This is a genomic window from Pseudomonas sp. JE3303, assembly GCF_056312565.1.
Genome location: NZ_JBWGIF010000011.1, coordinates 37,153 through 63,412 on the forward strand (window position 1 = coordinate 37,153; position 26,260 = coordinate 63,412).

General features: G+C 63.8%; 17 protein-coding genes. 10 read left to right on the top strand and 7 right to left on the bottom strand.

Features of this window, described 5'->3' with window-relative positions; genetic code table 11:
• Positions 1–32: 32 nt before the first annotated feature.
• Complete coding sequence (locus AC0ZZU_RS16475; protein ID WP_476342124.1) at positions 33–812, top strand: TSUP family transporter; 780 nt, start codon at positions 33–35, stop codon at positions 810–812.
• Here the strand turns inward: AC0ZZU_RS16475 and nudC are convergent.
• The 5 genes from nudC to gnd form a co-directional block, all read right to left on the bottom strand.
• Positions 780–1,610: an NAD(+) diphosphatase gene (gene nudC, locus AC0ZZU_RS16480; RefSeq protein WP_476342126.1), complete on the bottom strand. Its 831-nt coding sequence runs from the start codon at positions 1,608–1,610 to the stop codon at positions 780–782. The two genes, AC0ZZU_RS16475 and nudC, sit on opposite strands and share 33 nt — an antisense overlap.
• Before the next feature lie 33 nt (positions 1,611–1,643).
• Positions 1,644–2,456, bottom strand: a complete 813-nt coding sequence (locus AC0ZZU_RS16485) for a crotonase/enoyl-CoA hydratase family protein (protein WP_476342128.1) — start codon at positions 2,454–2,456, stop codon at positions 1,644–1,646.
• Positions 2,457–2,538: 82 nt separating this feature from the next.
• A complete protein-coding gene (locus AC0ZZU_RS16490; RefSeq protein ID WP_476342130.1) occupies positions 2,539–4,335 on the bottom strand; it encodes a glycoside hydrolase family 15 protein in 1,797 nt (598 codons plus the stop codon).
• A gap of 16 nt (positions 4,336–4,351) precedes the next feature.
• Complete coding sequence (gene zwf, locus AC0ZZU_RS16495) at positions 4,352–5,857, bottom strand: glucose-6-phosphate dehydrogenase (RefSeq protein ID WP_476342131.1); 1,506 nt, start codon at positions 5,855–5,857, stop codon at positions 4,352–4,354.
• The gene (gnd, locus tag AC0ZZU_RS16500; RefSeq protein WP_476342133.1) at positions 5,854–6,834 is read right to left on the bottom strand and encodes a phosphogluconate dehydrogenase (NAD(+)-dependent, decarboxylating); all 981 of its coding nucleotides are present in this window, start codon (positions 6,832–6,834) and stop codon (positions 5,854–5,856) included. The genes zwf and gnd overlap by 4 nt, the downstream gene beginning before the upstream one ends.
• A 213-nt stretch (positions 6,835–7,047) precedes the next feature.
• Between gnd and AC0ZZU_RS16505 the strand changes: the two genes are divergently transcribed.
• From AC0ZZU_RS16505 to AC0ZZU_RS16545, 9 genes are all read left to right on the top strand, one after another.
• Positions 7,048–7,215, top strand: coding sequence for a DUF6026 family protein (locus AC0ZZU_RS16505; protein ID WP_476342134.1), 168 nt, complete (start codon positions 7,048–7,050; stop codon positions 7,213–7,215).
• A gap of 438 nt (positions 7,216–7,653) precedes the next feature.
• The gene (glgA, locus tag AC0ZZU_RS16510) at positions 7,654–9,213 is read left to right on the top strand and encodes a glycogen synthase GlgA (protein ID WP_476342135.1); all 1,560 of its coding nucleotides are present in this window, start codon (positions 7,654–7,656) and stop codon (positions 9,211–9,213) included.
• A 15-nt stretch (positions 9,214–9,228) separates the two neighbouring features.
• A complete protein-coding gene (gene treZ / locus AC0ZZU_RS16515; RefSeq protein WP_476342137.1) occupies positions 9,229–10,974 on the top strand; it encodes a malto-oligosyltrehalose trehalohydrolase in 1,746 nt (581 codons plus the stop codon).
• A complete protein-coding gene (gene malQ / locus AC0ZZU_RS16520) occupies positions 10,971–13,043 on the top strand; it encodes a 4-alpha-glucanotransferase (protein WP_476342138.1) in 2,073 nt (690 codons plus the stop codon). Before treZ ends, malQ begins: the two co-directional genes overlap by 4 nt.
• The gene (locus tag AC0ZZU_RS16525) at positions 13,040–15,814 is read left to right on the top strand and encodes a malto-oligosyltrehalose synthase (RefSeq protein ID WP_476342140.1); all 2,775 of its coding nucleotides are present in this window, start codon (positions 13,040–13,042) and stop codon (positions 15,812–15,814) included. The genes malQ and AC0ZZU_RS16525 overlap by 4 nt, the downstream gene beginning before the upstream one ends.
• Positions 15,815–15,835: 21 nt before the next feature.
• Positions 15,836–16,117 (top strand): DUF2934 domain-containing protein, encoded by a 282-nt coding sequence (locus AC0ZZU_RS16530; RefSeq protein ID WP_476342142.1) that lies wholly within the window; start codon positions 15,836–15,838, stop codon positions 16,115–16,117.
• 134 nt (positions 16,118–16,251) lie between these two features.
• Complete coding sequence (gene glgX / locus AC0ZZU_RS16535) at positions 16,252–18,408, top strand: glycogen debranching protein GlgX (RefSeq protein WP_476342143.1); 2,157 nt, start codon at positions 16,252–16,254, stop codon at positions 18,406–18,408.
• A gap of 67 nt (positions 18,409–18,475) precedes the next feature.
• Entirely contained in the window at positions 18,476–19,276 is an 801-nt protein-coding gene (locus AC0ZZU_RS16540; RefSeq protein ID WP_476342144.1) for an endonuclease/exonuclease/phosphatase family protein, read from the top strand.
• Positions 19,277–19,583: 307 nt separating this feature from the next.
• Positions 19,584–20,660 carry an autotransporter outer membrane beta-barrel domain-containing protein gene (locus AC0ZZU_RS16545; protein ID WP_476342146.1) on the top strand — a complete coding sequence of 359 codons (1,077 nt, stop codon included), beginning with the start codon at positions 19,584–19,586 and terminating at the stop codon, positions 20,658–20,660.
• A gap of 66 nt (positions 20,661–20,726) precedes the next feature.
• Here the strand turns inward: AC0ZZU_RS16545 and glgB are convergent, their stop codons facing one another.
• Together glgB and treS are read right to left on the bottom strand one after the other, a co-directional pair.
• Positions 20,727–22,937, bottom strand: coding sequence for a 1,4-alpha-glucan branching protein GlgB (glgB, locus tag AC0ZZU_RS16550; protein WP_476342148.1), 2,211 nt, complete (start codon positions 22,935–22,937; stop codon positions 20,727–20,729).
• Complete coding sequence (treS, locus tag AC0ZZU_RS16555) at positions 22,938–26,249, bottom strand: maltose alpha-D-glucosyltransferase (protein ID WP_476342150.1); 3,312 nt, start codon at positions 26,247–26,249, stop codon at positions 22,938–22,940.
• Positions 26,250–26,260 lie beyond the last annotated feature (11 nt).

Consider the following 26,260-nt stretch of genomic DNA (forward strand, 5'->3'; position numbering starts at 1 on the left):
CAGCCCTTCTGCGCCCTGCCGCGATAATGACAATGCCATTCGAACTCAGTGTTGAACCGCTAACCTTGCTGATCCTCGCCGTCGTCGCCTTTGCCGCCGGCTTCATCGATGCCATCGCCGGCGGGGGCGGCCTGCTCACCGTGCCTGCCCTGCTGACCGCAGGCATGCCGCCGCACCTGGTACTGGGCACCAACAAGCTCAGCTCCACGTTCGGCTCGGCCACGGCCAGCTTCGCCTACTACCGGCGCAAGCTGTTCCACCCTGCGCAGTGGCGCCCAGCGCTGTTTGGCACGTTGGCCGGGGCAATCATCGGTGCAGGGGTCGCCCATTACCTGCCTGCCGAGTGGCTGAACAAGATGCTTCCTGTGGTGGTGTTTGCCTGCGGCATCTACTTGCTGTTTGGCGGCACGCCCAAGGCGCCGCTAGATGCCGATGCGCCTATCAAGAAGACCTGGCAGCTGCCGCAGGGCTTGACCCTGGGCTTCTACGACGGCGTAGCCGGCCCCGGCACTGGCGCGTTCTGGACAGTCAGTACTCTGCTGATCTACCCCATCGACCTGGTTCGCGCCAGCGGAGTGGCCCGCAGCATGAACTTCGTCAGCAATGCCGCGTCGCTTTCGGTGTTCATCTTCTCGGGCCAGGTCGACTGGCTGGTCGGCCTGGCGATGGGTTCGGCCTTGATGGTGGGCGCCTACCTTGGCGCGCGAACGGCAATCAGCGGCGGCAGCAAGTTCATCCGTCCGGTGTTCATTACCGTGGTGCTGGCGCTGACCGTACGCCTAGCGTGGCAGCACTGGTTCGGCCAGGCCTAGCCGGCGCGCCACATACAGGTCGATCAGGTAGCGTGCGATCGAACGCCCGGCGGGCAGAGGTGGCAGGGCGTGCACGTTGAACCACTGGGCATCCTCGATCTCGTCCGGCTGCATGATGATCTCCCCGCCCGCGTACTCGGCATGGAAACCCAGCATCATCGAATGCGGGAACGGCCAGCACTGGCTGCCGACGTACTGGATATTGCTGACCTCGACCGCGACTTCCTCGCGTACTTCGCGCACCAGGCAGTCCTCGGCCGACTCACCCGGCTCGGCGAAACCGGCCAGGGTGCTGTACACCCCGGCTACGAATCGCGGCGAGCGCGCCAGCAGGATCTCGTCGCCACGGGTCACCAGCACGATCATGCTTGGCGAGATCCGCGGGTAGCTGCGCAGCTCGCACGCCGCGCAGTACATCGCCCGCTCCCAGTGGATCTGGCTCATGGCCTGGCCGCAACTGCCGCAAAACCGGTGCTCGCGGGCCCAGGTACCGATCTGCGCCGCGTAGCCGAGTATCTTGTAGGTATCGAAATCGCCTTCGAGCATGAACGAGCGCAGGCCGCGCCAACTGCAGCCGGAGACCGACCCTGGCGCGCGCAGCTCGAGCAGGAACACGGGTTCGCCGTCGTAGTGGCCGATGCCGTGTTCGCAGAGCACGTCCAGGTCCTGGCGCTTCAGCCAGTCGCGGGGGAACAGCGCGCCATTGTCATCCGTCAGGAACCCTTCGGAACTACGGGCCACGGCCCAGCCTCCAGTGAGTTGCGGGTCGAGTACTGCGGTGTTCCAGCGTGCTGACATGATCGGGTTCCTTGGCGCGCCCGCCGCTGCAGGTCAGTCGGCGAACTCGGGTTTCTGTTTGCTCATGTGCGCCGCCATGGCGACGCGCAGGTCGTTGGATTGCAGCATGGCGGCATTCCAGGTGGCGATGTATTCCAGGCCATCCTCGACAGTGTGGTCGCGCATATAGCCAAGCATCTGTTTGGTGCCGGCCACGGCAATGGGCGATTTTGTCGCAATTTCGGCCGCGATGGCAAAGACACCGTCGAGCAGCGAGGCCTGGTCGTCGTACACGCGGTTCACCAGGCCGACGGCCTGGGCTTCGGGTGCGTGGACCGTACGCCCTGTGTAGGCCAGCTCCCTCAGGATGCCATCGCCAATGATGCGCGGCAGGCGCTGCAGGGTACCGATATCGGCAGCCATGCCCATGTCGATCTCCTTGACGGAAAACTGCGCGTTACTGCTGCAGTAGCGCATGTCGCAGGCCGACACCAGATCGATAGCGCCGCCGATGCAATAGCCCTGGATCGCGGCCAGCACCGGCTTGCGGCAATTGTCCACGGCATTGATGCACGATTGCAGACGCAGGATTGTACGCCGCAACGAGCGGGCGCTGCGGCCCACGTCCTGCTCCAACTGGCTGGCCAGCGAGGCCAGCAGCGCCAGGTCGATGCCTGCGGAAAAATGCTGGCCCGCACCACTCAAGACCACTACCCGCACGGCATCGGTGTCGTCGATCCATTGGAAGATCGAGCCGATTTCATCCCAGAACGCCGCGTTCATGGCATTCAGCTTCTCGGGGCGATTGATCTGGACGTGGGCGATGTTGTGGGTCAGTTCTACCTTGAACGCGCTGTACTCGGTCACGGCGGCACTCCTGCAGGGGAAAGGGGTCACTGGGCCGGACTATAGCGCACCCTCCTTGCTGCACATTTGCCAAAAACCGGACTCATCCGCACTGCGCCCTGTCCCGCGCCGGGCACTGCGCCCGATGAAGGTTCAACGCTGTATTGATGATGCCGATATGACTGAATGCCTGCGGGAAATTACCCAGCATGCGCCCGCTGACCGGCTCGTATTGTTCCGCCAGGAGGCCGACGTCGTTACACAGCCCGGTCAGGCGCTCATACAGCGCCCGGGCGTCGTCCTGGCGGCCCAGCAGCACATAGACATCCGCCAACCAGAACGAACATACCAGGAAGGTACCCTCCCCCGGATCGAGGCCATCGCAGCCGCTGTCAGTGTCGTAGCGCAGCAGCAAGCCGTGGCGCAGCAAGCGTTTCTCGATCTGCTCCAGGGTACGCAAGAAGCGCGGGTCGTCCGCGGGCAGGAAGCCGGTCAGGGCAATCTGCAACAGGCTGGCATCCATCTCGAGGGAACCGTAGGCCTGGACGAAATACGTGCCTTCCGGGTCCAGCCCCTTTTCGCAGACCTCACGGTGGATCTGCGCAGCCACCTCGCGGTAATGCCGGCCGCGCTCGCGGTCCTCCTCCGTACCATCGGCGAGCCCCGCGGCGCGGTCGAAAGCCACCCAGGCCATGACCTTGGAGTGAACGAAGTGCTGGCATCCGCCGCGCACCTCCCAGATGCCTTCATCCGGCTCGCGCCAGATGCGCTCCAGGTACGGCATGATCAACCGCGCCAGCGCCGCGCTGCGGGGCAGGCGCGGCAAGCCGCCGCGGATCGCCTGGCTCATGGCGTCGGCCACTTCTCCGTAGATGTCCAGCTGGTGCTGCTGGGCCGCGGCATTGCCGACGCGTACCGGCTGCGAGCCTTCATAGCCTGCAAGCCAGGGCAGCGTGCGCTCCGGCAACTGCCGCTCGCCCGCCAGGCCATACATGATCTGCATCTGTTCCGGATTGCCCGCCACCGAGCGCATCAGCCACTCGCGCCAGGCGGCGGCCTCTTCGAAGTAGCCCAGGTTCATGAATGCGAGCAGGGTCATGGTCGCGTCACGCAACCAGCAGTAGCGATAATCCCAGTTGCGCTCGCCGCCCAGGTGCTCGGGCAGCGAGGTGGTCACCGCCGCGACGATACCGCCGGTTGGCGCGTAGGTCATGGCCTTGAGGGTGATCAGCGAGCGCTTGACCTGCGGCGTCCAGTCTCCGACATCAGGGCAGCGGGAGGCAAAGGCCTGCCACTGCTCCAGGGTATGCTGCAAGGCCTGGTCGGCGTCGAGCTCCGGCAGTTGGGTCAGGTGCGAGGCCTGGTGAAGCAGGACGAAGACCTGGCGCTCCCCCGCCGCCACGCGAAAGCGACTGACCGTGTGGTGGTCCTGGGCGTGGGTCGCGACGCTGCTGCGCAGGATGAGCCGATCGGGGCCAGCGACGGCGGTGAGGGTCAATGGATCGTGCTTTTCGACCCAAGGCACGCTGCGGCCATAATCGAAGCGCATGACCAGGTCCATCTCGAAACATGTTTCGCCCGCCAGCCCTTCGACCACGCGCACGACCGCATTGGCCTCGTCCAGCGGCATCCAGTCGGTGACCTGTGCGAGGCCCTGGGCAGTGACGTAGGTGGTACGCAGCACCAGGCTGTCTTCCAGATACTCGCGCTGCACGTGCTCCAGCGGATCGCTGGGGGCAAGGCGCCAGCGGCCGTTTTCTTCATTGCCCAGCATGGACGCGAACACTGCCGGTGCGTCGAAACGGGGCAGGCACAGCCAATCAAGCGACCCATCCAGACTGACCAGCGCAGCACTGCGGCAGTTGCCCAGCAGGGCGTAGTCTTCGATCAACGCAGGCATGTCTTCTCCTTGTCGTTCAGCCGAGCGGATGCCACTCGCGCTTGTCCCGGGCCAACAGATCGTTGCCGGCCGCCGGGCCATCCTCGCCGGCTGGATAGGTATGTACTTCGCCGTCCGCGGCCCACGCATCGAGGAACGGCTGTACCGCACGCCAGCCGTTCTCGATGTTATCGGCGCGCTGGAACAGTGTCTGGTCCCCTGTCAGGCAGTCGTAGATCAGCGTCTCGTAGCCGGTAGACGGCGTCATCTCGAAGAAGTCCTTGTAGGCAAAGCCGAGCTGGACGTTCTCCATCACCAGGTCGGGCCCTGGCCGCTTGGCCTGCAAGTCGAACCACATGCCTTCGTTGGGCTGGATCTGGATCTTCAAATAGTTGGGCTTGGGCCGCTCGGCGTCGGAGTCGCGAAACTGAGCATAGGGCGCCGGCTTGAAGCAGATGGCGATCTCGGTGTCGCGAACGCTCATGCGCTTGCCGGTGCGCAGGTAGAACGGCACGCCGACCCAGCGCCAGTTGTCGATCATCACCTTGAGCGCGACATAGGTTTCGGTCTGGCTCTGGGGGTCGACCTTGGGTTCCTCCCGATACCCCGGCACGTCCCTGGCGCCTTGCGTACCCGCCACGTACTGGCCGCGCACGGAATTTTTCAGCGCCATGTTTCGCGACAGCGGACGGATGGCACCGATCACCTTGGCCTTCTCGCTGCGCACCGCGTCGGCCGCGAATGCTGCGGGCGGCTCCATCGCCACCATGGCCAGCAGCTGGAACAGGTGGTTGGGAACCATGTCGCGCAGGGCGCCCGTGCTGTCATAGAAAGCGCCACGCCCCTCGACCCCCACGGTCTCGGCAGCGGTGATCTGCACATGATCGATGTAGTGATTGTTCCAGAAGGATTCGAACAGCCCGTTGGAGAAGCGGCTGACCAGAATGTTCTGTACCGTTTCCTTGCCCAGGTAATGATCGATACGGTAGATCTGGCGTTCCTGCATGACCTTGAGCAGGCAGGCATTGAGCGCCTCGGCGCTGGCAAGGTCGGTGCCGAAGGGCTTTTCGATCACCACGCGGCGGAAATGGCCCTCGGCCTCATTCAGCAGGCCGGCCGCGCCCAGGCGCTGCACGACTTCGGGAAAGAACCGGGGCGAAGTGGCGAGATAGAACACCGCGTTGCGAGTGCCCGACTTTTCGATGTACTGGCCGATGCCTTCGTAGGTCGCCGGGTCGAGGAAGTCTCCAGTGAGGTAGTCCAGCCCTGTCGCGATGCTACCCCAGAGCTGGTCGTCGAAGCACTTGCTGGCGCCCTCACCGCCCACCTCGCGCTCGCGCATGAAGGCTTCGAGACGCTCGGCGAACTGGCCAGCAGTGGCCTGGTTATGGTCGACGCCGACGATACGCAGGTTCTTGTCCAGCAAGCCGTCGCGGCTGAGGTTGTAAAGCGCCGGCATCAACAGGCGCTTGACCAGGTCGCCATTGGCGCCGAACAGAAACAGCGTGCAGGGCGGAGCTGCCTCGATAGTGGTCTTCTTCATTCGCGCTTCTCGACATGACCACCGAACCCAAGGCGCATGGCCGACAGCAGCTTGTCACCGTAGGTGCCCTCCTGCTGACGCGAACGGAAGCGCGCGAACAGCGCACTGGAAAGCACGGGCACCGGCACCGCCTGCTCCACGGCCGCGTCGATGGTCCAGCGCCCTTCGCCGCTGTCCGACACCGAGCCGCTGAACTCCGCAAGCTGGGGGTCGGCCACCAGGGCGTCGGCGGTCAGGTCAAGCAACCAGGACGTGACCACGCTGCCGCGCCGCCATACTTCGGCGATTTCCCCCAGGTCGAGGTCGAAGCGCTGCTCGGGCGCCAAGGCATCACCGCCCTTGCTGCGCAACAGGTCGAAGCCTTCGGCATAGGCCTGCATCAGGCCGTACTCGATGCCGTTGTGGACCATTTTCACGTAATGCCCCGCCCCGGGCGGACCGGCATGGATATAGCCCTGCTCTGCGCGACCTGGTTCGCCACTGCGACCACGGGTCCGGGGAATGTCGCCGACCCCGGGTGCGAGCGCGGCGAATATCGGCTCCAGGCGCTGGAATACCTCAGGCTCGCCGCCGATCATCATGCAATAGCCGCGGTCCAGGCCCCAGACGCCGCCAGAGGTGCCGACATCCATATAGTGCAGATTGCGCTCGGCCAGCGTCGCGGCGCGGCGGACATCGTCCTTGTAGAAGGTATTGCCGCCATCGATGATCACATCGCCTGGGGCGAGCAGGTCGGCCAGCTGCGCGATGGTCTGCTCGGTCGGCTCGCCGGCCGGCAGCATGACCCACACGGCGCGTGGCGCTTCGAGCTTCTGTACCAGCGCGCCCAGGTCGTGGGCGCCGACTGCGCCCTCGCGGGCCAGGGTCGTGACCGCGTCATGATTGCGGTCGTGGACGACGGTCTTATGGCCGGCGCGCATCAGCCGTCTTGCGATATTGCCGCCCATGCGGCCCAGTCCGACGATTCCCAATTGCATGAGCCAATGCTCCCCTTCGATATGGATGACAACGCGACTCTTGTTTCAGCTTCTGGTTTTGAGGTTAGTCCAGCACCCTAGCACATGGTTCAGCGACGAACGGCGCGACAACCATAAACAAAAAAGTTCCCATGTCTTTAAAAAGAATTCAGAATCGCGGCCGTCCGAGCGGTCTACGCTTGTAATGTCATAAACCAATTGCGAGGTGTGCAAATGGGAACCCTAATGCGAGCTACCCCAGTCCAGACCCTTTATGTCTCGGTACGCCGCGATGAGTTGCGTCAGCTCAAAGATGAGCGCGACCAGCTGCAAGCCAAAGTCGCCCGACTGAGCCTCATGCTCGAACAAGCGCGCGGCGACGGAAAGTCCGTCAGCCTCTGATTTCCACATGGCCCTCCTGCAGCCCCTGCAGGAGCGGCACTTTGCCCACCACGACACCCCGCATATAGCCCATTCTTCACCCCTCTCAACAAAAAGTTCCCCTCCCTCATCGCTAAAGTGACCAGTGGGTCACATTTTTATCACTTTCTCTCCTACACTCAGATTCGACCTTTCCTACCCGCTTGAGGCAACCGACTGAAAACAGTCGAAACTTTCCAGCGGCGCGGCAGGTCAGCAAAGAAGTAGGCCACGCGACAGGACTTCCTGGCCAGGCCCACCCACCCCTTCGCAAGCATGCTGTCGACCCTAGGGCCGGATCGCGAAGTAGATGCGTGCGAAGTCACGGGGTGTGTGCAATACGCAATCCATCAGAGAGAAAACCAACACGATGTAATGCAAAGAGTGCGAGCACCGCACCATAGGGACGGAGAGAGAAGTATGATCAGTGCCGCTGTCGAACCTCATGTAGAGATTTTCAATCCGGATACCCGCGAGCCGCATGTGCCGGACCTCGCAACGACAGGCAAGGCACCTGGCGCCCAGCGCCGACCCGGTACTCAAAAGCGAAAAGTGCTGTTCGTTACTTCCGAAATCGCCGATCTGGTCAAGACCGGCGGCCTGGGCGACGTTTCCTCCGCCTTGCCCAAGGCCATGCGCCAGCTGCACGATGTCCGTGTCCTGATCCCCGGGTATCCGCAAGTGCTGGACAGCGACAACCCGATTCATATCGTCGGTGAACTGCCTGGCCACGCCGCCCTCCCGGCTTGCAAGATCGGCCGCATGGACCTTACCGATGGCCTGGTGATCTACGTCTTGATCTGCCCCGAGCTCTACCAGCGCGAGGGCACTCCCTATGGGGCCAACAATGGCCGCGACTGGCCCGACAATCATATCCGCTTCGCCCGCCTGGGCCTGGCCGCCGCGGAAATCGCCGCTGGCGAGGGCATGGTTCACTGGACCCCGGAGCTGGTGCACGCCCACGACTGGCCAGCCGGCCTGGCACCGGCCTACATGCACTGGCGCGGCCTGAGCACCCCCACTCTCTTCACCATCCACAACCTGGCCTACCAGGGCGTCTACAGCCGTGGCAGCTGCCCGGAGCTGGCGATCCCTGCCCATGCCCTGCAGCAGGAAGGCATGGAGTTCTACGGCAAGCTCTCCTATCTCAAGGCTGGGCTGGCCTACTCGAGCCACATCACTACCGTGAGCGCGACCTACGCCCAGGAGATCACCACCCCGGACTTCGGCTGCGGGCTGGACGGCTTCCTTGGCAGCAAGGCGCAGCAGGGCCTGCTCAGCGGCATTCCCAACGGCATCGACGAGAGCTGGGACTCTTCCACCGACAAGCACCTGGTCCACAACTTCAGCATCAACGACTGGGAAGGCAAGGCGCGCAACGCCCAGCAGGTGCGTGACCTGTTCGAGCTCGACCCGTCCACGGGCCCCCTGTTCGCCGTGGTTTCACGACTGGTCTACCAGAAAGGCCTCGACCTGACCCTGGGCGTGGCCGACTACATTGTCAGCCAGGGCGGGCAGATCGCAATCATTGGCCGCGGCGAGCCGGAAGAAGAACAGGCCATGCGCGAGCTGGCCCTGCGTCATCCCGGCAAGATCGGCGTGCGCATCGGCTTCAACGAAACCGACGCCCGGCGCATGTTCGCAGGCAGCGACTTCCTGCTCATGCCATCTCGCTACGAGCCTTGTGGCCTCAGCCAGATGTACGCGCAGCGTTTCGGTTCGTTGCCCGTTGCGCGTAACACCGGGGGGCTGGCGGACACCATCGAGAATGGCGTGACGGGTTTCCTGTTCAACGAGTCCACCGTCGACAGCTACCGCGAAGCCCTGAGCCGTGCCTTCTACGTGCATGAGAAAAAAGACCTGCTCAACGCCATGCGCTGCCTGGCGATGACGCAGCCCTTCAACTGGTGCCAGGCGGTGGAACCCTACGCCCGGCTGTACGAAGAACTGGTGCAACAGGCCCAATACGCGCGTTACTGATCAGAGGTGCCGACGATGCTCCAGCATGGCGTACAGATGATTGACGCCACGTCGGCGCGCTTCGCCCTCTGGGCGCCGGATGCGCGCAGCGTGACGTTGAAGCTTGCAGGACAGGCAGCGATCGGATTGCTGCCTGAAAAAGACGGCTGGTACGGGGGCGTCGCCCCCTGCCGGGCCGGTGATCGCTACCACTTCGTGATCGATGATGACCTGGAGGTTGCAGACCCGGCCTCGCGCTTCCAGCCTGAAGGCGTCCACGGCCCGAGCGAGGTAGTCGATCTCGCGGGCTATCAGTGGAAACATGAATGGCATGGCCGCCCCTGGCACGAGGCAGTCATCCAGGAGATGCATGTCGGCGTGCTGGGTGGCTACGAAGGGGTAGCGGCCAGGTTGCCGCAACTGGCCGATCTTGGCGTCAGCGCCATCGAGCTCATGCCGGTGAACGCCTTTCCTGGAGAGCGCAACTGGGGGTATGACGGTGTCCTGCCCTATGCGCCTCAACACAACTACGGCAGCGCCCATGACCTGTGCGCGCTCATCGACCAGGCCCACGGCCATGGGATGATGGTCATGCTTGACGTGGTCTACAACCACTTCGGCCCAGACGGCAATTTCCTGCATGCCTATGCCAGCCCTTTTTTCCGCGAAGACCGCCAGACCCCATGGGGCGCGGCAATCGATTTTCGCCGGCCAGAAGTGCGTGAGTACTTCATCCAGAATGCACTGATGTGGATTTGCGACTACCGCTTCGATGGCTTGCGCCTCGATGCGGTGCATGCGATCAACGACCCGGGCTTTCTGGTCGAACTGGCCCAGCGGGTCCGCAAGGCCGTAACGCCTGGGCGCCAGGTGTGGCTGGTGCTGGAAAACGAGCACAACCAGGCTGACTTGCTTGAAAAGGGCATCGATGCCCAATGGAACGACGACGGCCATAACGCCTTGCACGTGCTACTGACCGGCGAAGTGGAAGGCTACTACGAAGACTACAAGGATGCGCCGATCGAGAAACTGGCGCGTTGTCTTGGCGAAGGCTTTGTCTTCCAGGGACAGGAGAACCGCCATGGCGAGCCACGGGGCGAGCCCAGCGGCCATCTCGAGCCTGCTTCGTTCGTTCTGTTCCTGCAGAACCACGATCAGATAGGCAACCGCGCCTTCGGCGAACGCCTAACCAGGCTGTGCCCGCCAGAAGCGCTGCGCGCCGCGACCACGTTGCTACTGCTGTCTCCGATGATCCCGCTGTTGTTCATGGGTGACGAGCACGGCAGCCGCCAGCCGTTTCTGTTTTTCACCGATTTCCATGACGAACTGGCCGATGCCGTGCGGGAGGGCCGCCGCGGCGAGTTCGCGAGCTTCGGCGCATTTGCCGAAGCCGAGCAGCGCGAACGCATTCCTGATCCCAATGCTGCCTCGACGTTCGAGGCCTCGCATCCCGACGCCAACGACGAGTCGTCCCACGCCTGGCAGGCGCTTTATCGCCAGCTACTGGCGCTGCGCCGGGCCCATGTGATCCCGGCGTTGCCCGGTACCCGTCCGCTGGGCGCGAACGTGCACGGAGAAAAGGCTCTCAGTGCGCGCTGGCGGCTGGGTGATGGGCAGATCCTGCGCATCGACCTGAACCTCGGCGACCAGGCGCAAACGGTCGACCTGCCAACGCGGGAACGCTGGCTGTTCGACAGCGCCGAAATCGAGCATTCCGACACCGAACTGGCACCGCGCAGCTGCGTGGTCAGCCTGATTTCCCCAGGCCAGGAGGCTACATGAGCCAACAGCCCTTGCATTACCTGGCTGCCAAGGCCGGCGTCGCCCGTGACTGGATCGATGCCAATGGCCGTCCGCAACAGGTCGAGGATTCGGTCTTGCGCCGGGTCCTCGACGGCCTGGGTCACCCCGCCGCGGATGACGCAGCCATCGCCGACAGCATCAAGACACTGGAAGAAGCACACGATGCCAATCATCTGCCGCCCCTGCTGACCTGCACAGTCGGCAAGCCGCTGGCCCTGCGAACTTATTTCGGTGCCCAGAGCCAAGGTCGCGTCATCCTCGAAGACGGCACCGAGCGCGAATTGCTGCTGGACGATCAGGCACGCTTGCCTGGCGACCTCCCCGTCGGCTACCACCAGGTCAGCTTTGACGGACAGCATTTCACCCTCGCCGTAGCCCCCGCGCAGTGCTACAGCCTGGCAGACGGTGCGGAGCATGGTGCCCCGCGCTGCTGGGGTCTGAGCGCCCAGTTGTACAGCCTGCGCCGTACCGGTGATGGCGGCTACGGCGATTGCATGGCGCTGGAGCAGCTTGCGCGCAGCGCTGCCGAGCGCGGTGCCGACGCTCTGGCGATCAGCCCCCTGCACGCTTTGAGCAGTGCCGGTCAAGAGCACTACAGTCCCTACTCGCCCTCGAGCCGCCTGCTGCTCAACAGCCTTTACTCCAGCCCGGAGGCGGTACTCGGCGAGCGCGCCGTGCGCATGGCCATCGAAGCCTGCGGTCTGCAGGAAACCCTCGACGCACTGCACCGCCTGCCACTGGTCGACTGGCCTCACGCCGCCGCTGCCCATGAGCAACTGCTGCGGGCACTCTACAACGACTTTGCCAACGGTGATCACCCGCAGCGCGTGGATTTCGACAGTTTCCGCGCCGCCGGCGGTGAAGCGCTTGAACACCACTGCCGTTTCGAAGTGCTGCAAGCCCACGCGGTGGCCGAAGGCCTGGGTGGGGATTGGCGCGACTGGCCTGCTGCCTGGCAGAACCCGCACAGTCCTGACATCGAGGCCTTTGCCAAGGCAGGCTCCGACGCCGTCGAATTCCATGTCTTCTGCCAGTGGCTGACCGAACGCAGCCTGCAGAGAGCACAGCTGGCCGCCCGCAGCAATGGCATGGCCGTTGGCCTGATCGCCGATCTCGCCGTGGGCGCCGATGGCGCCGGGAGCCAGGCCTGGAGCCGTCAGGACGAGCTGCTCGCGGGCCTGACCGTCGGCGCGCCGCCTGATATTCTCAATCGCCATGGCCAGGATTGGGGTATCTGCGGTTTCTCCCCCGAGGGGCTGCGGCGTAATGGTTACCGGGCCTTCATCGAGATGCTCCGCGCCAACTTCGCCCACGCCGGCGGCCTGCGTATCGACCATGTCATGGGCCTGCAACGCCTGTGGTTGATTCCCCAGGGCGCCAAGCCTGACAAAGGTGCTTACGTCAAGTACCCCTTGCAGGACCTGCTGCGCCTGCTGGCCCTCGAGTCTGTGCGCCACCAGGCCATCGTGCTGGGGGAAGACCTGGGCACCGTGCCCGAAGGCCTGCGCGAGAAGCTCGCGAAAAAAGCAGTCCTGGGCATGCGCGTGCTGCCGTTCGAACAAGACCCTCCGGGGCATTTCCTGCCCATTCCCGATTGGCCCGACAACGCCCTGGCCACCACCGGCACCCATGATCTGGCGCCATTGGCCGGCTGGCTCGAAGCACGTGATATCGACTGGCAGAGCCGTCTGCTGCTGGTCGATGCCACTACCGAGCGCGAGTTGCGCCATGGCCGCCAGATGGAAGCCCAGGGGCTGCGCCGTACCTTGAAAGATGCCTTCCATATTGATACGGACAGCAACGAGACAGTGATCGACGCGTCTATCCGCTACCTGGGGCTTACCCGCGCGCCGCTGGTGCTGGTGCCGCTGGAAGACCTGCTCGGCAGCGACGAGCAGCCCAACCTGCCGGGCACCACCGACGGCCATCCCAACTGGCGCCGCCGCTTCGCGCTCGAGGCACGCGAACTGCTCGATGACAGTGACGCCGCCCGCCGCCTGGAGCTCTTGGCCCAGGCCCGTGAACAAGCCCATGAGCGTGACCGATGAAGCTTTTGACCGCCACCGTACGCCTGCAATTTCACTCCGATTTCACCCTTGATGACGCAGTGCCCCTGGTACCCTACTTCGCCCGCCTGGGCATCAGCCATGTGTATGCCTCGCCGATCCTGACCGCCCGAGCGGGCTCTCGCCACGGCTACGATGTGGTCGATCCGACCCGGGTCAACCCGGAGCTGGGCGGCGAACCTGCCCTGGAGCGCCTGGTGGGCGCTCTACGCCAGCACGGCATGGGGCTCATCCTGGACACGGTATCCAACCACATGGCCGTTGGCGGCGCTGACAACCCCTGGTGGCAGAGCCTTCTCGCCTGGGGACGCCGCAGCCCGTACGCCGAATTCTTCGACATCCAGTGGCATTCCAGCGACCCGTTGCTGGCGGGGCAACTGTTGCTGCCATTCCTGGGCAGTGACTACGGCGCCGCCCTGCAGGCCGGCGAGATTCCGCTGACCTTCGATGCCCGGCATGGGGTGCTGGAGATCAGCCACTACGAGCACCGTTTTCCTATCTGCCCGTGCGACTACGGCTGGATTCTCAGTCAGAGCGAGGATCCCGGCCTGCAGGCCCTGGCCCAGGATTTCACCGCGCTCAAGGAATCGGCCCAGCCTCTGCAAGCGGCTGTGCCCCTGCATGCCGAACTGGCCCGCCTGGCTGCCGCGGGCGCGAGCCTGGACGCTGCCCTTGCAGCCTTCGACAGCCGCCAGGAGGCAGGCTTCAAGCGCCTGCACCTGCTGCTCGAGCGCCAGACCTATCGGCTGGCCAGCTGGCGTACCGCCGCCGATGACATCAACTGGCGTCGCTTCTTCGACATCAACGAGCTCGGCGGCCTGCGTGTCGAGCGCTCGGTCGTATTCGAGGCCACCCATGCCAAGCTGTTCGAGCTGATCGAACGCGGCCTGGTCGATGGCCTGCGTATCGACCATATCGATGGCCTGGCCGACCCGCGCGGCTATTGCCGCAAATTGCGCCGTCGGGTCGACCGTCTGGTGGCGAAACGGCCGTTGGAGGCTGCGATCGAGCACCTGCCGATCTATGTCGAGAAAATCCTTGGCAGCGGCGAGCAGCTGCACCGGGATTGGCAAGTGGACGGCACCACCGGCTACGAATTCATGAATCAGGTTTCGCTGCTGCAACACGACCCTGCCGGTGAAGCCCCGCTGACCGAGTTGTGGAGCACGGTAAGCGAACGCCCCGAGTTTGCCGAAGAGGTTCGGGTTGCCCGCCATCTGGTACTCAACGGCACCCTGGCCGGCGACTTCGAGTCCGTGGCCCAAGCGCTGTTGCAAGTGGCCCGCGACGACCTGATGACCCGCGACCTGACCTTGGGCGCCATTCGCCGCGCGCTGCTGGCACTGGTCGAGCACTACCCGGTCTATCGTACCTACATCAACGCCTTGGGCCGGCCCGCTGAAGACGAACCGTTTTTCCAGCAGGCCCTGCAGGGTGCGCGCCAGAGCTTGAGCGAAAACGACTGGCCAGTGCTCGATCACCTGCAGCACTGGCTCGGGGGCCAGCCCTGGCGCCAACTGCCGGTGGGGCGCCCGCGCAAGCAGCTGCGCCATGCGTGTGTACGTTTCCAGCAGCTCACCGCGCCCAGCGCGGCCAAGGCTGTGGAAGACACCGCGTTCTACCGCTCGGCGCGCCTGCTGTCGCGCAACGACGTGGGCTTCGAAGCCGAACGGTTCAGTGCCGGGCCCGAGGTGTTCCACAATGAGGCGCAGCGGCGCCTGCGCGATTTCCCGGACAGCCTGCTGGCAACCGCCACCCATGACCACAAGCGAGGCGAAGACTGCCGCGCGCGCCTGGCCGTGCTCAGTGAACGCGGTCCCTGGCTGGCCAGCCGCGCCGAGCATTGGCGCGAGCTGGCCGCACCGCTGCGCGAAGCGCTGCAAGACGGCACGGCGCCCTCCCCCGGCGATGAACTGCTGCTTTACCAGACCCTGCTCGGCAGCTGGCCGCTGGACCTGCGCAGCGATGATCAGCAGGGCCTGGAGCAATACGCCGAGCGTATTCGCCAATGGCAGCAGAAAGCCCTGCGCGAAGCCAAGCTGCGCAGTAGCTGGAGCGCACCCAACGACGCCTACGAACGCGCCTGCGCCGCGTACATCGATGGCCTGCTGCTGGACGAGCAGGGCCAGCAGCTGCGCCAGTCGCTCGCCGATGCCGCGGGGTTGATCTGCGCCCCTGGCGCGCTCAACGGCCTGGTGCAAGCCATGCTGCGCATGACCTCGCCTGGGGTGCCAGACCTGTACCAGGGAGACGAATTCTGGGACCTGAGCCTGGTGGACCCCGACAACCGCCGTCCCGTGGACTACGTGGCCCGGCGCCAGGCACTGGACGACAGCCTGCCGCTGGCCGAACTGCTCGGGACATGGCGCGATGGCAGGGTCAAGCAGGCGCTGATTGCCCGCGTGCTCGACTGCCGCCGGGCGCATCCCGAGCTTTTCCGCCGTGGCGACTACCTGCCGCTGAACATAAAGGGGCGGCACGCTGACAAGGTGCTAGCCTTTGCCCGGCTGGGTGAAGGGGAGCGGGCTATCATCATCGTGCCGCGGCTGGCTTCAAGCTTGCTTGGCAATGGTTCGATTCCACTGATCCCAGCCCAGAACTGGGAGGACACCCGGCTGATATTGCCGTTTGCCTTGTCACCTGCCAATTGCACGGGACTTTTCGGCGATGCCGCGGTCAGCTCTTCTAGAGAGTTGTCCCTGAGCGCAGCGCTGGCGGAGTTTCCGGTCAACCTGTTGATTGAACATGCCTAATAAGCATCAGGAGCGTCGAAAATGAGTGTCGATGATAAACGTGTCCGCGAATTCGCCTACCAGATCTGGGAGTCCGAAGGCCAACCAGAGGGTCAGGAAGAGCGCCACTGGGAGATGGCCCGCAAACTAGCCGAAGCCGAAGCCTTGGCCCCCAAGGCCGCCCCGCGCAAGAAAGCCGTGGCCAAGCCCAAGGAAGCGGCGGAAACCAAGCTGGCCCCGCAGCCAAGCGTCGCCACCAGCCCGGTGGCCAAGCCCGCCGCTGCGAAAAAGCCCCGCGCTAGCAGAAAGCCCGCAGCGAGCTGACGGCCACGCCTCGGGGGCCATGCCCCCGTCCCCACCGCGCATGGACGCGCGAAACCCATCTCAACGCTGTCGATTTTTCGGCACGCGGCGGCGTAGGCCGCCCTGCTGCTTTACCCGGTCAAAGAGAGGATGCCATGACCCCACGCACACCCAAGAAGCCCAATCGCTCCGTAGCCCCTACACGCATTCGCGAAGGCCAGCCGTTCCCCCTCGGTGCCACCTGGGATGGACTGGGGGTGAACTTCGCGCTGTTTTCGGCTAACGCGACCAAAGTCGAGCTGTGCCTGTTCGATGCCAGCGGTGAAAACGAGATCGAGCGGATCGAGCTGCCCGAGTACACCGACGAGATTTACCACGGCTACTTGCCCGATGCGCACCCGGGCCTGGTCTATGGCTACCGTGTCCACGGCCCGTACGAGCCGGAAAACGGCCATCGCTTCAACCCTAACAAGCTGCTGATCGACCCGTACGCGAAACAATTGGTCGGTGAGCTGAAATGGTCGGAGGCGTTGTTTGGCTACACCATCGGCCACCCCGACGGCGACCTGAGCTTCGACGAGCGCGACAGCGCCCCCTTCGTACCCAAGTGCAAGGTCATCGATCCAGCGTATACCTGGGGCCGCGATCAGCGCGTGCAAGTACCCTGGGACCGCACTGTCATCTACGAAGCCCATACCCGTGGCATCAGCATGCGTCACCCGTCCGTGCCCGAGGGCAATCGCGGTACCTTCGCCGGCCTGATGAACGACGACCTGCTCACTCACATCAAGGACCTGGGCGTCTCGTCGATCGAGCTGCTGCCGATCCACGCCTTCGTCAATGACCAGCACCTGCTCGAGAAGGGCCTCAACAACTACTGGGGCTACAACAGCATCGCGTTCTTCGCGCCGCATCCGCGCTATCTGGCCAACAACAAGATCGCCGAGTTCAAGGAGATGGTCGCGCACCTTCACCATCATGGCCTCGAGCTGATCCTGGATGTGGTCTACAACCACACAGCCGAAGGCAACGAGCAAGGCCCGACGCTGTCGATGCGCGGTATCGACAACGCCTCCTATTACCGGCTGATGCCCGACGACAAGCGCTACTACATCAACGATTCCGGTACCGGCAACACGCTCGACCTGAGCCACCCCTGCGTACTCCAGCTGGTTACCGATTCGCTGCGCTACTGGGCCGGCGAGATGCATGTCGACGGCTTCCGCTTCGACCTGGCGACGATTCTGGGACGCTACCATGATGGCTTCGACGAACGTCACAGCTTCCTCGTCGCCTGTCGCCAGGATCCGTTGCTGAGCCAGGTCAAGCTGATTGCGGAGCCTTGGGACTGTGGCCCGGGCGGCTATCAGGTGGGCAACTTCGCGCCCGGATGGGCGGAATGGAACGATCGCTTCCGCGACACGGCGCGCGCGTTCTGGAAAGGCGATGAAGGCCAGCTTGCCGACTTTGCCTCACGCATCACGGCCTCCGGCGAGCTGTTCAACAACCGTGGCCGCAGGCCCTATGCTTCGGTCAACTTCATCACCGCTCACGATGGCTTCACGTTGCGCGACCTGGTGTCGTACAACGAGAAGCACAACGAGGACAACGACGAAAACAACCAGGACGGCACCGACAACAATCTTTCGTGGAACTGCGGCGCCGAGGGTCCGACCGAGGACCCTGATATCGCCGAGCTGCGCATGCGCCAGATGCGCAATCTGTTCGCCACGCTGCTGCTGTCCCAAGGCACCCCGATGATCGTCGCCGGCGACGAGTTCAGCCGCACCCAGAACGGCAACAACAATGCATACTGCCAGGACAGCGAGATCGGCTGGATCAACTGGGACTTCGACGATGAGGGCAAGGCCCTGCTGACGTTCGTCAAGCGCCTCAACAAGCTGCGCCTGGAATACCCCGTACTGCGCCGCTCGCGCTTCCTGGTTGGCGACTACAACGAAGCGATCGGCGTGAAGGACGTCACCTGGCTGGCCCCCGATGGCAGCGAGATGACCGTGGAGCAATGGCAGGATCCGCACGGCCGCTGCCTGGGAATGATCATGGATGGCCGCGCGCAGGTCAGCGGCATCGCCCGGCCTGGCTCCGACGCGACCCTGATGCTCATCGTCAATTCCCATCACGATACAGTGCCGTTCGTATTGCCCCCGGTCCCTGAGGGTAGCCACTGGAGTTGCCTGGTCGACACTGACCGTCCGCAACTGCGCAAGGCTCAGCGCCTGGAGTTCGAGACCGAGTTCGAGGTCACCGGACGCTCCTTGCTGCTGTTCGTACTGCAGCGCGAGGAGGACTGATACGCGCGAGGAACCTCGGTGAAGCCTGGCCGGTCCTAAGCAGTAACCCCGCCGACCAGGAGTCACCGTGAATCTCGAAGCCGGCAGTCCAGGTTTCGCCGCCATCAGCAATGCCCCGGCCGTACACCGGCTGCGGGTGCTGACGGTCAACACCCACAAAGGCTTTACTGCCTTCAATCGTCGCTTCATCCTCCCCGAGCTGCGCGATGCCGTGCGCAGTACTCAGGCCGATATCGTATTTCTCCAGGAAGTGCTCGGCAGCCATGACGGTCACGCTGCCCGCTACCCGGGCTGGCCGCAGACCTCCCAATACGAATTCCTGGCCGACAGCATGTGGAGCGACTTCGCCTACGGGCGCAATGCCGTCTATCCCGATGGCCATCATGGCAACGCGCTGCTGTCCAAGTATCCGATTCTTGAACACCGTAACCTGGACATCTCGATCACTGGTCCCGAGCGCCGCGGGCTTCTGCATTGCGTGCTTGATGTACCGGGCCCGCACAAGGTGCACGCCGTCTGCGTACACCTCTCGCTGCTCGAGAGCCACCGCCAGAAACAGCTTGAGCTGCTGCGGCACTTGCTCGACTCGCTGCCCGGAGACGAACCGGTAATCATCGCCGGCGACTTCAACGACTGGCAACTGCGCGGCAACCGTACACTGGCGCGCCAAGGCAACCTGCACGAGGCATTCGAACGCCACCACGGCCTGCTTGCCCGGACGTACCCCGCCCGCCTGCCAATGCTCAGGCTGGACCGTATCTACCTGCGCAATGCCGAGAGTCATGCGCCACGGATCCTGAGGCACAAGCCATGGCCTCACCTGTCCGACCATCTCCCCCTATCGGTGGAGGTTGAGCTTTTGCAATGATTTGGCATAGCCGCAAGCGTTGAAATAGCGAAGCGGCCTATAGCCCCTATATTTGGCTTGATATTCATGCATTTAGCATATTTCGGTCAGGTGTCAAGCTGGCTTCACACTTTCTTGACGCAATTGGACTCGTCTCCTTAGATACACGTACACGGTATTACTACAAAAACTACGTTCCGGGCCTCTAGCTCGCGTGTTTGCGCGCGTGCAGGGGCTCGGCGCGCTGGTTTGGGTCGCCCTCTGATCAAGTCTTACAGCTCGTGACATCAGGCCAGACATTGGCTGTAAACATCAGAGGAGAACCGCCATGAAAAAAACGTCGAACCCTGAAGGTCTCGGGTATGTTTTCTGCGCGGTTTCCGCGTCGCTGCTTCTGGCAACCCCGCTGGAGACCCGCGCCCTTGATCTTTCGGATGACAACCCCTTCCCCAGCCTGCTGCAACAGGAAGCGGTACCGCAATTGTCGCTGGACCCGGTCAGTGCCAATGGCCTGAACCTGAGCACGCTCGACGCGTTTTCCGAACGCATGGCCGTACGCCATGGCCAAGGGGCACCCGACCTGATCGCCAGCCAATGGTCGCAGTTCTTCCCGGGGGCGCCTGAGCCTGGCGCACCGGTGCCAGGCCAACTCGAAGCGCCCGGACAGCAGCTGCAGATCAGCCCGGACCTGTTCGTGCGCGAGACCAGTGCGGGCAATGTCCATCGCGCGGGGATCTTCGTGGGTCACAGCAACCTGCAGAGCGGTTACGACGGCAGGCGGGCACAGCTCGGTGACCGGCAGAAAAGCGCCGTGAATCTCAGTGGCGAGAGCCTAGGGGTGTACTGGAGCATGACCCATGACCAGGGCTGGCACGTGGATGCCGTGGCTATGGGCACGCGCTTCGACGTCAATGGCCGCAGCGGGAGCGGCCAGCGGCTCGATGACAGTGGCCATGCGGTGACCTTCTCGGTCGAGGGTGGCTTTCCCATCGGGCTGGGCGCCCACTGGGTGATCGAGCCCCAGGCGCAGTTGATCAACCAGCAGTACTATCCGGGCAGCCAGGCCCAGGCCGAGACGCTGGAGGCTTTCAACGAGCAGCCGAGCTGGACCGGCCGGGTCGGGGCGAAGCTGTCCGCGCGCTATAACGTGCGTGGGATGCCGATCGAACCCTATGTGCGGACCAACGTCTGGTACGACTTCAGCAATGCCGACACGGTGAAGCTCGACGAGGTGGACAAGATCAGCAGCGGGCGAAACTCGGCCACGGTGGAACTGGGGTTGGGGTTGGTGGCGCGGTTGACGCCCAAGGTGGCGATGTTCGTGAGTGCGGACTACAGCAGTGATGTGGATGACAATGATCTGAATGGGTTGATCGGGAGTCTGGGCGTGCGGATGCGGTGGTAGGGGAACAGATGGAATATCCGAATGAGGCATGCTCCCCACAGGGGTGGGGAGCGGCCTTGGGCAGGATTACTGCGGCTTCAGGATCAATACCCCCAACGGCGGCAGATTCAACGCCAGCGACAGCGGCTGGCCATGACTGGCGACCGCATCGCTGGCCACGCTGCCAAAGTTGCCGAGATTCGAGCCTGCGTAGCTCTCGGCATCGCTATTGAGTACTTCTTGCCACTGCTCGCCGAACGGCACACCAATGCGGTACCCCTCTCGCGGCACGGGTGTGAAGTTGGCCACAACCAGCAACGGCTCGCCTTCGCTGCTCCAGCGCAGCCAGGCATAAACGCTGTTTTTCGCATCGTCTCCGATCAGCCACTGGAAGCCTTGGGGCTGGCAATCCTGCTGGTGCAACGCTGGCAGCTCGCGATACAACGTGTTGAGATCGCCGACGAGCTTCTGGACACCCTTGTGCTCGGGATACTGCAGCAGGTACCAGTCCAGCTGCTGGTCGTGGTTCCACTCGCGCCACTGGCCGAACTCGCAGCCCATGAACAGGAGTTTCTTGCCCGGGTGGGTCCACATGAAGGTGAGATAGGCCCGCAGGTTGGCAAACTTCTGCCAGCGGTCACCGGGCATCTTGTCGATCAGCGAATGCTTGCCATGCACTACTTCGTCATGGGAAATCGGCAGGATGAAGCGTTCGGAATAGGCATACATCAGGCCGAAGCTGAGCTCGTTGTGATGATGCGCGCGGTGAACCGGGTCGTTCTGGATGTAATGCAGGGTGTCGTGCATCCAGCCCATGTTCCACTTGTAGTCGAATCCAAGGCCGCCTTGCTGGGTCGGCTGGCTGACGCCTGGCCAGGCGGTGGATTCCTCGGCGATCACCAGGCTGCCCGGCGCCTCGAGGGCCGCGACGTCGTTGAGGTGACGAAGAAAATCGATGGCCTCGAGGTTTTCGCGGCCGCCATGGCGATTGGGCACCCACTCGCCTGCCTTGCGGGAATAGTCGCGGTAGAGCATCGAGGCCACCGCATCCACTCGCAGGCCATCGATGTGGAAATGCTTGAGCCAGTGCAGCGCGGAGGCCATCATGAAACCGCGCACTTCGTTACGCCCCAGGTTATAGATCAGTGTGTCCCAGTCCTGGTGGAAGCCTTCGAGCGGATTCGCATATTCATACAGGGCAGTGCCGTCGAAGTTCACCAGGCCGTGTTCATCGGTCGGGAAATGCGCCGGGACCCAGTCGAGAATCACGCCGATCTCCGCCTGGTGGCATGCGTCGATAAAGGCCGCGAAATCTTCTGCAGTGCCATAGCGTGCGGTAGGGGCGAACATCGACAACGGCTGGTAGCCCCAGGAGCCACCAAAGGGATGCTCCATGATCGGCAGCAGCTCGATGTGGGTGAAGCCAAGCTGCTGCACGTAGGGAACCAGGCGCTCGGCCAGTTCGCGCCAGTTGAAGAACCGCGACACCTCGCCAGCATCGTCCAGCTCGCATTGCCAGGAACCGGCATGCAGCTCGTAGATCGACAGCGGTGCGCTCACCGCATGGCGCTCGGCACGCTGCTCCATCCATTGCTGGTCTTGCCATTCGTGACCCAGCGCGCCGGCCACCTTGGAAGCGGTGCTGGGCGGCAACTCGGTGGCACGGGCCAGCGGGTCGGCCTTCAGCGGCAACACACCCTCGCGGGCCAGCACTTCGAACTTGTAGGCCTCACCGACACCCAGGCGCGGTATGAACAGCTCCCAGACCCCTGCGTCATGGCGCAGGCGCATGGGGTGGCGGCGGCCATCCCAGTTGTTGAAATCACCGACCACCGATACCCTGCGGGCATTTGGCGCCCACACCGAGAAGCAGACGCCGTCGACGCCGTCGACCTGCATCGGCTGCGCACCGAAACGCCCGGATAGGTCGCGATGGTTGCCTTCGGCGAACAGGTGCAGGTCCATGTCGCCAAGCTGAGGGCCAAAGCTGTAGGGGTCTTCGGTAATCTGTTCGCCTCCGGCCCAGGCAATCTGCAGCAGGTAGGGCTGGGGCTCGCTCAAGTGGCCAGTGAACAGGCCCGGCAGCGAACCCTGGTGCAGCTCGACCAGCGAGTGGCCGCCGTCGCGCGCCAACAGGCGCACGCTCAAGGCATTGGGCAGGAAGACACGCACGAACACGCCACCCGCATCGGCTGGATGCGGGCCCAGTACAGCGAACGGGTCGGCGTGTTCGGCGCGGGCCAGGGCATCTACGTCCCGGTGCCGAAGTCCGCCGTTTTCACGCGTTGAAGCATTCATCTATGACTCTCCCCAGGTACTGATCAATCCATGCAGGCCATGCAGGGGCACGGCCAGCCAGCTAGGCCGGTTTTCGGCTTCGTAAAGTATCTCGTAGGCAGCCTTTTCCAGACAGAACAGCTCCAGCGCGGCACGCTCGCCCTCAGCCTGTTTCCAGGCGTGGGGCATAGCGGCCGTCGCCAGCCCATAGGCCTCGACAAAGGCGTGGCGGGACTGGTGGAGGTAATGCCTGGCAACTCGCTGACGCGCCTGGCGAGCAGCCTCGGACAGGTCTACGGCCGAGGCGCTTCGCAAGATCATCGCTGCAGCATAGTCGAAGGATCGCACTACGCCGGCAACATCCTTGTACGGACTGTTTTTTGCTCGTCGCTCTTCCAGTCGGCGCGCCGGTTCACCCTCGAAATCAATCAGATAGGCATCGCCTTGCACCACCAGCACCTGACCCAGGTGCAGGTCGCCGTGCACCCGCATCAGCAGCCCGCCCTGAGCCAGGCTGGCGAGGTTTTCGACATGCCGGGCGAGACCGTCACGCTGCTGCTGCAGGTCGTCGACCAAGGCCTGGCTCTCGCTGTCGAGTTTCTCGCGGTGCTGCGCCAGCAAGTCGAGGGCGTGGCTGAGCTCGGCACTGATCTGCCGGCCCCAGCGCTGGCTGTCCTCCGCGCTGCTGACATTCGGAGCGAAGGCCGGATCGTCGCTCTGTGCGCCAAGCAGCAGGTGCATTTCGCCCAGGCGTTGGCCGAGCAAGGCCGCGAAGCCGGTGAGCTCTTCCAGGGCATTGGTGTGCGCGACTGGCTCGCCGTCGCTCGGCTCCATCTCGTCGCGGATCGCGCGTTCCAGGGTGTTCTGGGTCCAGGCCCAGGCATCGCCCTGGTTGCTCAGGTAGCCTTGGGCGATCATTAGCAGGTGAGGCTCGCCCTGGTCATCGACCCGGCTGACCCAGCCCAGCAACGGCGAGATATTGGCAAAGCCGGCGGCGGTCAGGTAGGCGCTCATCTCGAGCTCAGGATGGATACCTGGGTTGACCCTGCGGATCAGCTTGAGTACCAGGCTGTTGCCCACCACCACCGAGCTGTTGGATTGCTCGGCGCTCAGGTAGCGCACCTCGCTGTCCTCGCCGAGCCCGAGCGTGGTCAGCTGCGCGGTGCTCTCGAATTGCAGCTCGCCGGCCGCACTCGGCAGGCGCGTGTTGTCCTGGCAGGCGCGCAGCACGGCGCGGATGAAGGGCTCGAGCACAAAGGCATCGGTAATCAGGCCGACCTGGCGTCCACGGCGCACGCGTGCCAAGGCCAGCTGCTGAGGCAAGGCGCTGTTGAGCTGCTCCTCGCCGATGAGCCCGAACGGCAGCTGGTAGTGGCTCACCTGCCCACCCCCGTGCACCTCGATCTCGCTGAGCAGTACGGGGCTGGTGGAAGAGCCGAAACGCACACCGTAGCGGATACGCACCTGTTCGATACGGGTTTCCTTGCCAGCGAACCAGCGCCGCTTGGGCAGGTATTGAGGCAGGACGGAATCCTGGAGGGTGTCGCAGACGGGGGACTCGAGAAGTTCTTCCATACGTTTTTTCAACACCAGTGTGGTGAATTCCGGCAGGCTCTGGGTGGGCTCCACATGCCAGCTGGGCATGCGGTCGCGCGGCGCCAGCACGAACCAATAGAAGCCATAGGGCGGCAATGTCAGCAGGAACGGCAACTGGCCGATGGGGGGGAAGGCACTGCCCCCGAGCATCTCGACCGGCACGCTCTCGGCATACTGCGACAGGTCCAGCTCGGCCGCCTGGGCGGCGCGCGAGACGTTGGCGACGCACAGCACCACCTCGGTCTGCCCATCGGCATCGGTAAACTCGCGCAGGTAGGCGAGGATGCGCCGGTTGCTTGGGCTGAGCATCTTCAGGGTGCCACGGCCAAAAGCCTTCTGCTGCTTGCGTACTGCCAGCAGACGACGGTTCCAGTTGAGCAGCGAGTGCGGATCGTGGGACTGCGCCTCGACGTTGACGGCCTGATAGCCGTAGAGCGGGTCCATGATCAGCGGCAGTACCAGCCGCTGAGGATCGGCACGCGAGAACCCGCCATTGCGGTCCAGGGACCACTGCATGGGGGTGCGCACGCCGTCGCGGTCACCGAGGAAGATATTGTCGCCCATGCCGATCTCGTCGCCGTAGTACAGCGTCGGCGTACCGGGCATCGACAGCAGCAGGCTGGTCAACAGCTCGATACGCCGGCGGTCACGCTGCAGCAGCGGTGCCAGGCGACGGCGGATGCCGAGGTTGATGCGCGCGCGACGGTCTTCTGCGTAGTAGTTCCAGAGATAGTCCCGCTCGCGGTCGGTGACCATTTCCAGGGTCAGCTCATCGTGGTTGCGCAGGAAGATCGCCCACTGGCAGTTGGCCGGAATCTCCGGCGTCTGGCGCAGGATGTCGGTAATCGGGAAACGGTCTTCCATGGCCAGCGCCATGTACATGCGCGGCATCAACGGGAAGTGAAAGGCCATGTGGCATTCGTCGCCATCGCCTTCGCCAAAGTAGGGCCGGGTGTCTTCGGGCCATTGGTTGGCCTCGGCCAGCAGCATACGGTCGGGATAGTTGGCATCGATCTCCGCGCGGATCGCCTTGAGCACCCGGTGGGTCTCGGGCAGGTTCTCGTTGTTGGTGCCGTCGCGTTCGATGAGATACGGGATCGCGTCCAGCCGAAGACCGTCGACGCCCATGTCGAGCCAGTAGCGCATCACGCCGATGACGGCTTTCATGACCTGCGGGTTGTCGAAGTTGAGGTCCGGCTGGTGCGAGTAGAAGCGGTGCCAGAAGTACTGGCCGGCCACCGGGTCCCAGGTCCAGTTGGACTTCTCGGTATCGATGAAGATGATCCGCGTGCCGTCGTACTTGTGGTCGTCATCGGACCACACATAGAAGTCGCGCGCCTTGCTGCCGGGCTTGGCATGGCGTGCGCGCTGGAACCACGGGTGCTGGTCGGAGGTATGGTTGATGACCAGTTCCGTGATGACCCGCAGGCCACGCTTGTGGGCCTCTGCGATGAAGCGCTTGGCGTCGGCCAGGTTGCCGTAGTCGCCATGGACCGCCTTGTACTCGGCGATATCGTAGCCATCGTCGCGCCGTGGCGAAGGGTAGAACGGCAGCAGCCACAACGTGTTGACGCCAAGCTCGGCTATATAGTCGAGCTTGGCGATCAAGCCGGGGAAATCACCAATGCCATCGTTGTTCGAATCGAAGAAGGACTTGACGTGTACCTGGTAGATCACCGCGTCCTTGTACCACAGCGGATCGTCGATGAAAGCAGCCGGACGGGTACGCTTTGCCATGGACGACTCCT